Consider the following 13,200-nt stretch of genomic DNA (forward strand, 5'->3'; position numbering starts at 1 on the left):
GTTTTGCAGAAGAAAGGAGCTTTTTTGTTATGTATAAACGGCTAAGCGCGGTGTTGTTCCCCATCATGACGCTTTTTCTAATCGGCTCAGTATATTGGGGTTACCAAGAGCATCAAGAGAAAAACTCGATTCTAATAAAGGCGGAGAACCAGTATCAGCGTGCTTTCCATGATCTCACTTACCATGTTGAGCAGCTCCATCAGCAGCTTGGAAATACGCTTGCCGTCAACTCCACCTCCCAAAGCTACCATCGCAAAGGACTCGTTAACGTATGGCGTCTGACAAGCGAGGCGCAAAACGAGATTAACCAGCTCCCTCTGACGATGCTCCCGTTTAATGAGGCTGAAGATTTCTTATCGCGTATTGCTAACTTTGCCTACAAGACTTCGGTTAGGGATTTATCGAAGCAGCCTTTGTCTGAAGATGAATTCAAAACGCTGAAAACCTTGTATGCCAAGTCCGAGGATATCTCCAAGGATCTGACCACTATGCAGGAGAAAGTGCTGAGCGACCGTCTGCGCTGGATGGATGTTGAGGTCGCGCTGGCGAAGCAGAACTCCCCGAATGACAATACGATTATTGACGGGTTCAAGACGGTAGACAAAAAAGTAAGTGAATATCCTGAAATCAACTGGGGTCCGTCGGTCGCAAGCATGTACCAGAAGCGTTCGGTCAGTATGCTGAGCGGCAAGATGGTTACCGCTGACGATGTCAAAAAGCATGTAACGGAGTTTCTGGGTGCGCAGCCTTCCCAGATCCGGGTAGTCGAGAACGGTAAGGGAACGGAGTATTCCTCTTATTCCGCTACGGTAACCGATCCGAAATCAGGCAGGAAACTGCAGATGGATTATTCGCAAAGAGGCGGTAAGCTGATCTGGTTTATGGATTCCCGAGATATCGGGGAGAAACAGATTGACCAGAACCAGGCACAGGCTTCTGCAGAAAAGTTTCTGAATGAGCATGGTTTTAAAGGCATGCGGGCGGTCAGCTACAATATGTTTGACAATACGGGTGCCTTTACTTTCGTCAGTACGCAAAACGGTGTGCTCATCTATCCGGAGAAGCTTACGGTCAAGGTTGCTCTTGATAATGGCGAAGCTGTTGGTCTCCAGGCGAATGATTATGTCTATGAACATCATGCGCGCAGTCTGCCTAAAGCGAAGTTGACCAAAGCAGAAGCACGCAAAGCGCTTAATCCGGAATTTAAGGTAGCGAATGAGCAAATGGCTATGATCTTGAACGAGCTGGGCGAGGAAACTTTATGCTATGAATTTACCGGCAGGGTAAACGGCAGTGATTACCGGATCTATATCAACTCGGAGACTGGTGTCGAAGAAGCGATTGAAGAGCTGTCACCGCTCGACAAACGGACAAGTTTCGCCAAATAACGATATGGCTCCCCTCAAATTGACGTGTTATAATAAACACCAATATGGGAGGGGAGCCAATTGTTGCCTAGAGTTAACCAAATGTTGTTTTTCGAGATCGCTTCTGCTGATGAAGAAGAGGCAGCTGTTGAATATAAAGCTAGAATTGCAGATGAGCTGGAAGATGGTTTGCTGATCGAAAATCCGCTCAATACAACAACAGGCCGGATGAAACGGCTTTTCTTGGGGGACGAGCTGTCGGTTTATTATGTATCGGAAGACGGGATTAAACATTATTTCGATTCGCACGTCATTGGCTTCCGCGATGATGTCGTCAAGCTGATTAAGATCCGCAAGCCGGATCCGGCCCGTATTACGAAGGTACAGCGCCGTCATTTCCTGCGGGTTGCTGCCGATCTTGAAATTGCGGTTAATTTGTCCGGCAATATTCGTTTTGTTACGTTGACCGATGATGTAGGCGGCGGGGGCATTTCCTTTATTTGCGACGGCAAATGGCCGATTCAACCCGGCATGGAGATGGACTGCTGGCTGCTTATTCCTTATAAGAACGGCACGCTTGAGCATTCCTCCTTCAAGGCAGAGGTCGTCCGTGTGGTTGATATTGTGACCGGGCGGAAGCAGATCATGAGTAAATACATCACTATCGGGGACAGTGAACGGCAGAAAATCATTCGTTACTGCTTCGAGAAACAATTGGAATTTCGTGGAAGATAATTCTGTATAAGATTGGGCTTACATACGCATCCTATCCGGAAACGGCAAGTAGAGGAAGGGATTCTGGTGCGGATTGCGGAGGATGAAGAGGAGTTAAAGAAGCAAATGGATGCCGTCGCGAAACGGCTGGCCAAGATTGCTTTTGTTCTAATAATCGGTGTTATATTAGCGCAATTTATGCTCCAAAATGACGCCATTCGACACTGGGTGACAGATGTTGAGCGTTGGGAAGGTGCAGCTTACCGCTAGGCTTTTAGCCCGGAGGGACAGCGTTTTTGGGCATCTGCCGTTTTTGCATCTGCGTTTATTGTGTGGTATAATTTTCACGATCGCAGGCGGCGCCTGCTTTTTTATTGAATTCTAAGAATTTTTTAGGATAGATCTTAGAATTCTTCGGAATGAAACGCGTCTCGCTACCAAAGGCGGCGAAGCCGTTTCTCCTTGAAGTATAACTTATACATATTCCCGGTTATATTTCACTGGTTACGGTCCGTAAGAACCGGCCAAGCCGTTAATGCTTGAGAGGCAGATGCTCGCATCAACAAATCAGCATTCGGCCAGCCATTCGATAGCAAATGCTTTCGATGCAAGAATCATCACGAACAGCCTAAACCAATCTGTTTGTGTGTTAATTCTTTTGAGGGGGTAGGGTGTTGGTGATGCAGCAAGACGGTGACAGCGACCGGATTAACATTGCGATAGACGGTCCTGCCGGTGCAGGCAAGAGTACGGTCGCGCGCAAGGTTGCCGAACAGCTAGATTACATTTATATCGATACAGGAGCTATGTATCGCGCCGTTACGCTCAGCGCCCAAAGGGCGGGAATTGAGCCTCGGGACAGCGAGAAGCTGTCTGTACATGCCAGGACGCTGGATATTAAGCTGGCGCCGGGTGAGAACGGGCAAGCTGTCTTTTTGAATGGCGAGAACATTACGGATCTGATCCGTTCACGGGAAGTAACACTTGCCGTCTCGCATATTGCAGCAAATGAAACCGTGAGAGAATTGCTTGGCAGGCTTCAGCGCCAATTGGCAGAAAGCAAAGGCGTTGTCATGGACGGCCGGGATATCGGCTCGCATGTACTGCCTGACGCGGAGCTTAAGATTTTCCTTACCGCATCCGTACAAGAACGGGCACAGCGCCGTTTCAAGGAGATTGCGGCAACGCAATCCATTACGTTGGAGCAGCTTGAGCAGGAAATTGCGGAGCGCGACCGGTTAGACGAACAACGAGAGATTTCTCCGCTCATTTGTGCGAAGGATGCTATAGTCCTCGACAGTACATCGATGTCAATCGATGAAGTTGCGGCTTTAATTGTGAAATTAAGCCGAACCAAATTGGCGGAGGCGAAGTAAACTAATGTTATATCGCATTTTCAGAGCCGTGTTTAACATCCTGTACGGATTATTGTTCCGGCTTGAGGTTAAAGGGCTGGAGCATATCCCGAAAGAAGGATCTGTCATTCTTTGCTCGAATCATATAAGCAATCTGGACCCGCCCGCAGTTGGCATAAGGGTGCCGCGCAAGGTTCATTATATGGCCAAATCCGAGCTGTTCAAGATTCCGGTGTTAGGACCGCTGATCCGGGCCTGGGGCGCCTTTCCTGTCAAACGGGGCGTCGGCAAGGATGCGATCCGTTCCGCGCTTAACCTTCTTGGCGAAGGCAAAGTAATGGGGATTTTCCCGGAGGGTACACGGAACAGTGATGGAACGGCAGCAAAGAAAGGCGCAGCGATGATTGCTTACCGCAGCGGCGCAACCATTATTCCCGTAGCGGTAGTGGGCAAATATAAGCTTTTCCGTAAGATAAGAGTTTTCTACGGCCAACCGGTTGATATTTCTGCTATCATAAATGAATCCTCGCCGGATAAGCTGGACCGTATTACGGATGCCATTATGTCTCGCATTCATGAGATGATTGAGAAGAACAAATAAAAGTTGTTTTAAATTCTGCTTTCCCATGATGAAAGTGGATTTAAATAAAGTTGGGGTATGAATTGAGGAGGTTATTTCCATGTCAGAAGAAATCAATGTTCAAGACCAAGCAGCTATGGACAACTTTGTGTCCTTGAAAAAAGGCGATTCAGTAAAAGGTACGATCATCAAAATCGATGATAACCAAGCTTATGTAAGCCTTGGATATAAATATGACGGTGTCATTCCGGTTCGTGAGCTTTCCGCGGTACAACTGGATAACGCAAACGATGCTGTTCAAGTTGGCCAAGAGGTTGAGCTGAAAGTTGTCAGCATCGACGACGAGAAAGAAAAACTCGTTCTGTCGAAACGTCTGATCGACGGCGAGCGCGCTTGGGACTTACTGCAAAGCCGTTTCGAGAGCGGTGAAGTATTCGAAGTTACCGTTGCCGATGTTGTAAAAGGCGGCCTTGTCGCTGACGTTGGCGTACGCGGTTTCATTCCGGCTTCGATGGTAGAGCGTCATTTCGTTGAAGATTTCAGCGATTACAAAGGCCGCACGCTCCGCGTGAAAGTTAAAGAGATCGACCGCGAGAACAATAAAGTGATCCTGTCTGCTAAAGAAGTACTGGACGCTGAGTTCGAACAAAACAAACAACAAGTGATCGCAGGTCTGCAAGCTGGTCAACAGCTGGAAGGTACTGTGCAACGCCTGACTCCGTTTGGCGCATTCGTAGATATCGGCGGCATCGACGGTCTGGTTCACGTATCCGAGCTGTCGTGGCAGCATGTTGCCCATCCTAAAGACGTTGTTTCGGAAGGTCAATCGGTTACCGTTAAAGTACTTAAAGTTGACCCGGCGGCAGGCAAGATCAGCCTGAGCATCAAAGCAGCTCAACCTGGTCCTTGGGAATCCGCTGCAGGCCAATTCAACGTTGGCGACATCGTTACAGGCACAGTACGCCGCCTTGTTACTTTCGGCGCATTTGTTGAAATCGCCCCAGGCGTAGAGGGTCTTGTACACATCTCGCAAATCGCTCACCGTCACATCGCAACTCCTTTCGAAGTATTGAAAGAGGGCCAAGAGGTGAAAGCGAAAGTGCTTGATTTCAACTCGGCTGAGAAACGTGTAAGCCTGAGCATCAAAGAAACAGAAGAAGCTCCTGAGCAATCGGCTTCTTCCGAGCAAGCACCTAGATCGGGCAAACCGCAACGCGAGCGTTCTTCTTCGGTTAAGCCTGAAGATCTGGGCAACAACCCGAACGTAAGCTTGAACAGCTCCAGCATGAGCTACTCGCTTGCAGAACGTTTCGGCGATAAGCTGAGCAAATTGAAATAATTAATATCGATGCATAAAGAGGCTGCTCCTGATTATCAGGAGCAGCCTCTTTTGTTATATTTTGAATTGTAAAAATCGGGAATAGCCCCTTTTATTTGGAGCATAATAGGTCAACGAGAGGTGATCTTGCTAAATGCTCAATGCCGGGTATATTTCAATTTGGATTATGGTGATGGCCTTCATTTTAATGACAACCGGATGGTCGGACTTCGTTGGCCTGTCTGTGAAGAACAGGAAATGGGTATTGTTAGCTCTTGCCATCTGCGCTGCACTCCAGCTCATCGAGGAAACCTTTCAAATTGGAGCGGTACACATTCATGTCTTTGCCGGCACCATTCTGCTTATGGTGATCAGCCTGCTTGCGATGCGCGGTCCGTTAGTTTGGGATTCACGCGGTTATCTGCTGATCTGTGCTCTTCTGGCTGGCATGATTTGGGGAAGCGTAAGGAAGATGTACAGCGTTGATCCCGTATTCTTTTGGCTGGATCCTCTGCTTGACGGACCCATTGTTGCAGGTGTGCTGGCCTCAGCCTTTTCCACGAAGGGCCAGCATCAGTTTACCGTGCTGTTGTTTGCTGGTGCCGCAGCCGAGCTGGTTCATGCCTTGCTGCAGAAAGGCGTATACGAGGCTTCTATCGGCTCTCTGCAGTGGTGGGACAGCTTATGGATTGCGTTTGCCGCTGCCCGTATTATCAGTCTGCTTTTCCTGACTGTCCGCACGGGTGTTGTTCGGTTTATAGCCATCCCATGGAGAAATAAAGGAGGAAGTTCACCGAAATGAATGCTTATCTTGTCGAGCACAAAATGTTAATAGGCGTGCTGCTTGGAATTGTTTTTGGCATCGTTTCAAGGCTTCTTATGCTGACTACCGATTACAGGCAGTATCCAACTTACCCTCACGGCCGTATTATCCATATTTCCCTCGGCGTAATTGCAGCGGCGCTTGGTGCGGTTGCGGTCCCGGCGCTCTACAACAAGGACTACACGGCAATCACTTTTCTGTCCCTTGCTGCGCAGCAGTTCCGTGATGTGAGGAAGATGGAGAGGGAGACGCTGACCAAGATTGACAGCCTGGAGCTTGTCAGCCGCGGTTCTACCTACATAGAAGGCATTGCGATGGTGTTTGAGGGGCGTAACTATCTCGTTATCATGTCGGCGCTGCTCACAAGCCTGTTCGCTATCGTATGGAATGTATATCTTGGCATTGCCGGCGGCATTCTGTCGCTGCTGCTTGTCCGGTTTCTTAAATCAGGCAAAACGATTTCTCATATATGCCGTTCCGAAGGTGCCGAGGTACGGGTTGACGGCCCGGATCTGTTCGTTGGCGACATCTATATTATGAATGTTGGCTTGCAGGCGAACCAGGAGATTATCAAGGAGCGGGGGATGGGGTTCATATTGACTCCCTATAATCCCAATGGCAAAGTGACGATCAGTAATCTGGGGCAAAGACAGGCGATTTTGTATGATCTGTCCACCATTCTTGGCGTGTATCGCGACGACGGGGAGCCTGCTCTTATACCAATGGCCAAGCTGGATATGAAGGACGGCAGGCTGGCTGTCTTTTTCCTCCCTCAGGAGAAGGATATGACAAAAGCGCTTCAAGTCATTAACAAGGTGCCGATTATGGAAGCGGCAGTGCGTATGCCTACGGAAGCTTCAGTCAATAAGGAGGCGCAGAGCAATGGCTAAAATAATTGCAATCGTGGCTATCGAACGTGAGAAAATAGGCGGAGGTGCGCCTATTTTTATTGAGCCGGATGAGAAGGCCATGCAGCAGACCGCTTTTCTTCTCGAGAAAATATTGGATGCCAGCGCTCATGACTTGAAAAACGGCACAATCGTCATTGTAAACCATCATTAAAAGATGAAAAGTTAGCCAAGAACGTTGTTTTTTGCTATGATGATAGTCGTGAGTATTTCTGAAGGAGTGAGCATTGACCTATGGCAAGACCCGTTATTGCAATAGTTGGTCGCCCGAATGTGGGCAAATCCACCATTTTTAACCGGGTGGTTGGCGATCGGCTGGCAATCGTTGAAGATAAACCGGGCGTAACCCGGGACCGTCTTTACAGCCCAGGAGAATGGAATGGTAAAGCATTCAGCATCGTAGATACAGGCGGTATTGAAATCGATGGTGAAGATGAAATTATGAAATCCGTCCGGATGCAGGCTGAGCTTGCCATCGAGGAAGCGGATGTCATTATCTTTATGTGCGACGCGAAATCAGGCGTGACGCATGCGGATGACGAAGTGGCGCAAATGCTGTTCCGTTCCCGCAAACCAGTGGTTCTTGCAGTCAACAAAGTGGACAATCTGAACCGTATGGATGAAATTTATGAGTTTTACGGCCTTGGCTTCGGAGAACCGATTGCAATATCCGGCTCGCATGGCCTCGGTATCGGCGATATGCTGGATGCGGCGATTGAGAAGCTTCCGGAGCTTGAGGATGACGGGTATGATGATGATGTCATTCGCGTAGCCTTGATCGGACGCCCGAATGTGGGCAAATCGTCGCTCGTTAATGCGCTGCTTGGGGAAGAGCGTGTAATCGTCAGCAACGTTGCAGGGACAACCCGTGACGCCATCGATACGCCATTCGAGCGTGACGGCCAGCGTTATGTGCTGATTGATACTGCAGGTATGCGTAAGCGCGGCAAGGTCTATGAGTCAACCGAGAAATACAGCGTTATGCGCGCCTTGAAAGCCATTGAACGCGCCGATGTTGTTCTTGTGCTCATTAACGGCGAAGAAGGCATTATCGAGCAGGACAAACATATTGCCGGATATGCGCATGAAGCTGGCAAGGCTTCGATTTTTGTCGTGAACAAATGGGATGTTGTCGATAAGGATGAGAAGACCATGCAGGAATTCACACAAAATATCCGTGACCACTTCCTGTTTATGACGTATGCTCCAATCGTCTTTTTATCTGCGAAGACAAAACAGCGCTTGCATAAGCTGCTCCCTGTTGTGAACCATGTATCGGAACAGCATGCGATGCGGATTCAGACACATCTGCTTAATGATGTTGTCTCTGATGCGGTTGCTTACAATCCGCCGCCGACAGATAAAGGCAAACGCCTCAAAATCAATTATGTTACGCAAGTGGCAACCAAGCCTCCTACGATCGTAATCTTCGTCAACAATCCGGAGATGATGCACTTCTCGTACGAGCGGTACCTCGAGAATAAGATCCGTGCGGCATTTGATTTTGAAGGAACGCCAGTCCGTTTATTCACAAGAAAGAAATCGGATGAAGATTAGGGGAGAAGAAGCTTGATATACGCTGTAATCGCGGTTGTTCTGAGTTATTTGTTAGGCTCGGTATCGTTCAGCATCGTGATCGCCAGATTAGTGAAAGGCATCGATATCCGGGAGCACGGCAGCGGCAACGCAGGCGCAACCAATACAATCCGTGTGCTTGGAAAAGGGCCGGGCCTGCTTTGCTTTGTGCTTGATTTGGGTAAAGGGATTGCCGCGGTATTCATCGGCCGCTGGCTTGGGCTTGATGAAGGTGTCGACTGGACCCCTGCGATTTGCGGTCTTGCTGCCATAATGGGACATAACTGGCCGATCTACTTCAACTTCAAAGGCGGCAAAGGAATTGCGACAACCATTGGCGCAATTGCTGCGCTCGCCTTTATACCGGCTCTTATCGCCGGAGTGGTTACAATAATCGTGATTGCCATTACCCGTTATGTATCGCTTGGATCTCTTATATTTGCGGCTTTAACTCCCGTCCTTATATCCATTTTTTATTATTCCGCTCCCGTATTAACGGTCAGCCTCATACTATGTGTATTTGCTTTCGTACGTCATCGTTCGAATATTGTGAAGCTGCTGCAAGGAACTGAGAATAAGCTGGGTGCTAAGAAAGGGTCGTGATCGGAAGGATGCCGCAAGAAAAGTCGGAACATAAAGGGCGTGCGGCGGTACTGGTGGCAGGCAGCTGGGGAACCGCGCTTGCCGCTGTACTGGCCGGCAACGGATATGATGTCAAGCTGTGGACACGTTCAGCCGAGCACGCTGAACAGATGAACGCCAGCCGTACAAATGAAAAGTATTTGCCAGGCGCAGCCTTGCCGTCGTCTCTTCATGCGACAACGGATATGCGGGAAGCGCTTGAAAGTGCGGAGCTGGCTTTGTTCGTTGCCCCTTCATCGGCGATGAGGGCGGTAGCGAAGCAAGCCGCACCTTATCTGGCTGAAGAGACTTTAGTTGTTCATGCGACAAAAGGCTTTGAGGCAGATACGCTGAAACGGATGACAACGGTATTGTCGGAGGAACTGGAACGTCCTGCCGAGGAGATTGTTGTTTTGTCCGGTCCAAGCCATGCAGAAGAAGTAATCCGCAGGCAGCCAACAACCGTTGTTGTGGCTTCCGCGGATCTGAAAGCAGCAGAGAAGGCACAGGACGCTTTTATGAGTACATATTTCCGCGTCTATACGAACCCGGATGTTGTTGGTGTTGAAGTAGCAGGCGCGATCAAAAATATTATCGCATTAGGTGCAGGCTTATCCGATGGTCTCGGGTTTGGCGACAATGCCAAAGCGGCTCTGATTACCCGCGGCCTGGCTGAGATCAGTCGGCTAGGTACGGCAATGGGCGCTAATCCGCTTACCTTTGCAGGCCTTGCTGGCGTAGGCGACCTTGTTGTTACTTGCACAAGCCAGCACAGCCGTAATTGGCGTGCGGGCTCGATGCTGGCTGATGGCACGCCGCTTGAAGAGGTTCTGGAGCGTATGGGCATGGTTGTTGAAGGCGTGAGAACAACGCGAGCAGCCAATGAGCTTGCAAAGCAATATGATGTACGGATGCCGATTACAGCAGAGCTGTACAGCGTATTGTTTGCGAATAATTCACCAAAGTCTGCGGTAGAAAATTTGATGGGCCGGTTAAAGACACATGAAATTGAACAGCTAGACTGAGACACGCGCCTATACCATTCATTTCCCCCTCTCATATGATGTTGCAAGGCTAATGCTTATATGGTCAAAGCAGCGACATTGAAGGAGGGGAAAGCAGTGGCTAAAGATCTTTCCAAAGATGTTCTTCATGCAATAAACAAGAAGACGGGGAAAAACATTTCCGAGAATGCGGTAAAGAAATTGGCAAACGGCGTATCGGCATCCACGATGCAGAACGAAGATGAACTCCGTAAGCTGATCAAGCAGGTATCGGATATGGCAAAGGTTCCAGTCTCGGATAAAACGATGAATGATATTGTTAAAGCCGTGAAAGCAAGCGGTATGAGCATAGGCGGTATCGAATCATTGATCAAAATGATGATCAAGTAACGATCTACCCAAAAAAATCTGCTGATTTCAGCAGATTTTTTTGGGTTTTTTTGTCCTTTTTTGTGCTTGATGTTATAATGAGTGTTGCATTTATTACGGTTATCGACTAGGGAGTAGATTAGTTCATGGATCCAATGACGAAGATGTGGGTATCTTTAATCGGTATCGGGTTAATGGCGATCGCCGCCGTTATGATTACCTTTGCCCGTTTAAAGACCAAAGGTGTTATCAAATTTACGTTATCCTTTGTTTCCTTTATTCTGCTTGTATTTGGTTTTCTATGCGGGATGATAGCCATTATCTAAAAAAGATGACCATACATAACGACAGCTTGAAAGGAATCATGATCTCATGATTGAACTGAAGGGGAGAACGAAAACAGCGGTTGTCGAGCCCGAAATTGGCGTAACGCTACTAAAGCTCGCGCTGAAAGCAAAGGTAGACTGGTCTTCGAATTGTACCCGCGGAACCTGCGCGAGATGCCGCTGCTTCATTGAAGAAGGGGCAGCAGCCCTGGAAGGGATAACAGATGCCGAATGGGACCGGATGGAGCCGGAGGAATTTGACGAAGGTTACCGGCTTGCCTGCCAGGCTGTTGTGAAGAGCAGCGAGATCCCGGTTAAAGCGATTAACAAGCCGTATTTCTGATGCTGGGGGAGGATGTGCAGTGATGGATCATGATACGCCAATTGAGAAGGCTCTGGCTGCCATCGTCCGGCTTCTTGCTGGTGTAGAGGCTGACTGGGTGCTGGGAGGCAGTACAGGGCTCATGCTGCGCGGACTGCCGCTGCAGGCGGCGCCGAATGATATTGATTTGTATGTCGACGACAACGAATATGATCAAATCTACGAGCGGCTGAAGCCCTTTGCCTCCGATACGAAGCAGCTTAGCGAATGCGGTAATTATCGCTCGGTACTCAGTCATTTTGTCATAGAAGGCATACCTGTTGAACTGGTTGGAGGCTTTGTTGTGCGGGCGAACGGCTGCCGTTATGTGACGGAAGTCAGCTCCCTGCTAAAGCCTTATTCGGAGCTGTTTGCTGTAAGGGATGCAGAAGACAGCGGGTTGTATGTTCCTGTTGTTCCTGTTGCGCATGAGCTTTGGTTCAACATGCTCCGCAGCCGTGAAGACCGTATAACATTATTAATGGACCACTATATAAAGGATGAATCACGCCATGAGGAAGCCAGACGGCTTCTGGAGAAACGCAATGTGCTTACCGTAGAGGCGAAGAAGCAGCTGAGTCAGCGGCTCGCCAGCCGTCAGGCAGGTGCTGTAAAATGAGCGCGAAGGTGACGTTCTCTCCATCAGGTGTATCCATTGAAGTGAAGCCGGGGACATCGATCCTGTCAGCGGCCAGAAAAGCAGGCGTACTGATTCAGACACGCTGCGGCGGTAATGCGGCATGCTTCATGTGCAAAGTAAAAATACGGCAGGACAGTGACCTGCTGCCGATCGCAGAAGAAGAGCGGCGCAAGCTGGCCGGTCTTGAAGAAGAGGGCTACAGGCTTGCCTGCCAGGCGAAGGCGAGAGGCCAGGTTCATGTCGAGGTGCCGCTTGATCCGCTTCGTGCGGCTGTCCAGAAGCTCCTGGCGAAGCAGGCGGAAGAAAACGATGAGTTGTGGTAGAACGAGGAGGAGCAGCAAGCGATGTGGAAAAAGAAGAAAATGCAATTGCCTGGAGCGGCTGGCCGCTGGGCGATGCTTGTTATTTTGACCGTGGCGGTATGGTCGCTGAGCGGTTGTATGTATCCGAAGAGCGAGCTGAAGCAAAATCAGGCAGCTCCTAAGGAAGCGGTTCGTAACGTCCAGGCAGCCATTGATCAGTATCATTCGGAGACTGGCATGCTGCCGATGAAAACCAGCCCCGAGGAGACGCCTGTCTATGAAAAGTTTCTTGTTGACTTTGCTCAGCTCAAGAATAAAGGATACTTGAGCTCTATTCCAACGGCTGCTTTTGAGAATGGCGGCAATTATTATTTCTTAATTATTAACGAAGAAACCAAGCCGCAGATCAAACTGATGAACCTGGTTACATATCAGCAGATTAATGATATCCAAACCTGGGTGAACGAATATAAGAACAGCCATGACGGGCAATTACCTAAAGGGGAACAGGCCTATCCGGGATATTCCTACATTGATTATAAGGCGATGAACAAAAAAGCGCCGGAGCTGCGCAGCGACTATTCCTTCCAGACGCTCGCGGCAATTATGGATGAGTCAGGCCGTGTATATACCGATTACGGGATAGATATTATGCAGGTGATTCAGAAGAAAGGCGATACCGCCCTTTCTAAGGATACAGATCTCCGCATGAATCTTGTGGATTCCGATATGTTCGTACCCGTTAAAGCTCCTGTCTATCATTGGGTAAATAAAGAGCCGCAGGCTGTTCCGGCACAGACCAAATAAGCGGGATGCCTCCCGTTTCGAAGTCCTCATTACCGTCCTTAACGGATCGGTAATGAGGATTTTTTGGTATAGAAATCTTAACATCTTCATATAACTCAGTCTTGGAAGGGCAAGAACGTGACCGCTTGGG

18 protein-coding genes are annotated in these 13,200 nt (G+C 49.0%); all 18 read left to right on the forward strand.

The genetic code is table 11. From position 1 onward, the window contains the following. The first annotated feature begins 29 nt into the window (after window positions 1-29). Window positions 30-1,388 (forward strand): germination protein YpeB, encoded by a 1,359-nt coding sequence (gene ypeB, locus BM200_RS22980; RefSeq protein WP_091188989.1) that lies wholly within the window; start codon window positions 30-32, stop codon window positions 1,386-1,388. A 60-nt stretch (window positions 1,389-1,448) separates the two neighbouring features. Then, window positions 1,449-2,102: a flagellar brake protein gene (locus tag BM200_RS22985; protein WP_091188990.1), complete on the forward strand. Its 654-nt coding sequence runs from the start codon at window positions 1,449-1,451 to the stop codon at window positions 2,100-2,102. Between the two features lie 66 nt (window positions 2,103-2,168). Then, window positions 2,169-2,351, forward strand: coding sequence for a hypothetical protein (locus BM200_RS22990; protein WP_139230829.1), 183 nt, complete (start codon window positions 2,169-2,171; stop codon window positions 2,349-2,351). Window positions 2,352-2,755: 404 nt separating this feature from the next. Continuing rightward, on the forward strand, window positions 2,756-3,457 hold the full coding sequence (gene cmk, locus BM200_RS22995) for a (d)CMP kinase (RefSeq protein ID WP_091188992.1): 702 nt from the start codon (window positions 2,756-2,758) through the stop codon (window positions 3,455-3,457). 4 nt (window positions 3,458-3,461) lie between these two features. Further along, window positions 3,462-4,037 carry a lysophospholipid acyltransferase family protein gene (locus BM200_RS23000; protein WP_091188993.1) on the forward strand — a complete coding sequence of 192 codons (576 nt, stop codon included), beginning with the start codon at window positions 3,462-3,464 and terminating at the stop codon, window positions 4,035-4,037. Between the two features lie 79 nt (window positions 4,038-4,116). Next, the gene (gene rpsA, locus BM200_RS23005) at window positions 4,117-5,355 is read left to right on the forward strand and encodes a 30S ribosomal protein S1 (protein ID WP_091188994.1); all 1,239 of its coding nucleotides are present in this window, start codon (window positions 4,117-4,119) and stop codon (window positions 5,353-5,355) included. A gap of 133 nt (window positions 5,356-5,488) precedes the next feature. After that, window positions 5,489-6,136 carry a YphA family membrane protein gene (locus BM200_RS23010; protein WP_091188995.1) on the forward strand — a complete coding sequence of 216 codons (648 nt, stop codon included), beginning with the start codon at window positions 5,489-5,491 and terminating at the stop codon, window positions 6,134-6,136. After that, window positions 6,133-7,047, forward strand: coding sequence for a YIEGIA family protein (locus BM200_RS23015; protein ID WP_091188996.1), 915 nt, complete (start codon window positions 6,133-6,135; stop codon window positions 7,045-7,047). Before BM200_RS23010 ends, BM200_RS23015 begins: the two co-directional genes overlap by 4 nt. Beyond that, window positions 7,040-7,219 carry a capping complex subunit for YIEGIA gene (locus tag BM200_RS23020; RefSeq protein WP_091188997.1) on the forward strand — a complete coding sequence of 60 codons (180 nt, stop codon included), beginning with the start codon at window positions 7,040-7,042 and terminating at the stop codon, window positions 7,217-7,219. The genes BM200_RS23015 and BM200_RS23020 overlap by 8 nt, the downstream gene beginning before the upstream one ends. A gap of 80 nt (window positions 7,220-7,299) precedes the next feature. Beyond that, entirely contained in the window at window positions 7,300-8,622 is a 1,323-nt protein-coding gene (der, locus tag BM200_RS23025) for a ribosome biogenesis GTPase Der (RefSeq protein WP_091188998.1), read from the forward strand. Between the two features lie 12 nt (window positions 8,623-8,634). Beyond that, complete coding sequence (plsY, locus tag BM200_RS23030; protein ID WP_091188999.1) at window positions 8,635-9,243, forward strand: glycerol-3-phosphate 1-O-acyltransferase PlsY; 609 nt, start codon at window positions 8,635-8,637, stop codon at window positions 9,241-9,243. Between the two features lie 8 nt (window positions 9,244-9,251). Next, a complete protein-coding gene (locus BM200_RS23035) occupies window positions 9,252-10,286 on the forward strand; it encodes an NAD(P)H-dependent glycerol-3-phosphate dehydrogenase (RefSeq protein WP_091189292.1) in 1,035 nt (344 codons plus the stop codon). Window positions 10,287-10,382: 96 nt separating this feature from the next. Beyond that, entirely contained in the window at window positions 10,383-10,655 is a 273-nt protein-coding gene (locus tag BM200_RS23040) for a stage VI sporulation protein F (protein ID WP_175532979.1), read from the forward strand. A 125-nt stretch (window positions 10,656-10,780) separates the two neighbouring features. Continuing rightward, window positions 10,781-10,960 (forward strand): DUF2768 family protein, encoded by a 180-nt coding sequence (locus BM200_RS23045; RefSeq protein ID WP_091189001.1) that lies wholly within the window; start codon window positions 10,781-10,783, stop codon window positions 10,958-10,960. 46 nt (window positions 10,961-11,006) lie between these two features. Next, window positions 11,007-11,303 (forward strand): 2Fe-2S iron-sulfur cluster-binding protein, encoded by a 297-nt coding sequence (locus BM200_RS23050; protein WP_091189002.1) that lies wholly within the window; start codon window positions 11,007-11,009, stop codon window positions 11,301-11,303. Between the two features lie 19 nt (window positions 11,304-11,322). Next, window positions 11,323-11,940 carry a nucleotidyltransferase family protein gene (locus tag BM200_RS23055; protein WP_139230831.1) on the forward strand — a complete coding sequence of 206 codons (618 nt, stop codon included), beginning with the start codon at window positions 11,323-11,325 and terminating at the stop codon, window positions 11,938-11,940. After that, on the forward strand, window positions 11,937-12,284 hold the full coding sequence (locus BM200_RS23060) for a 2Fe-2S iron-sulfur cluster-binding protein (RefSeq protein WP_091189004.1): 348 nt from the start codon (window positions 11,937-11,939) through the stop codon (window positions 12,282-12,284). Before BM200_RS23055 ends, BM200_RS23060 begins: the two co-directional genes overlap by 4 nt. Window positions 12,285-12,305: 21 nt before the next feature. After that, complete coding sequence (locus BM200_RS23065; protein WP_091189005.1) at window positions 12,306-13,070, forward strand: hypothetical protein; 765 nt, start codon at window positions 12,306-12,308, stop codon at window positions 13,068-13,070. Window positions 13,071-13,200 lie beyond the last annotated feature (130 nt).

The sequence above is a fragment of the Paenibacillus catalpae genome, assembly GCF_900112695.1.
Lineage (GTDB): Bacteria > Bacillota > Bacilli > Paenibacillales > Paenibacillaceae > Pristimantibacillus > Pristimantibacillus catalpae.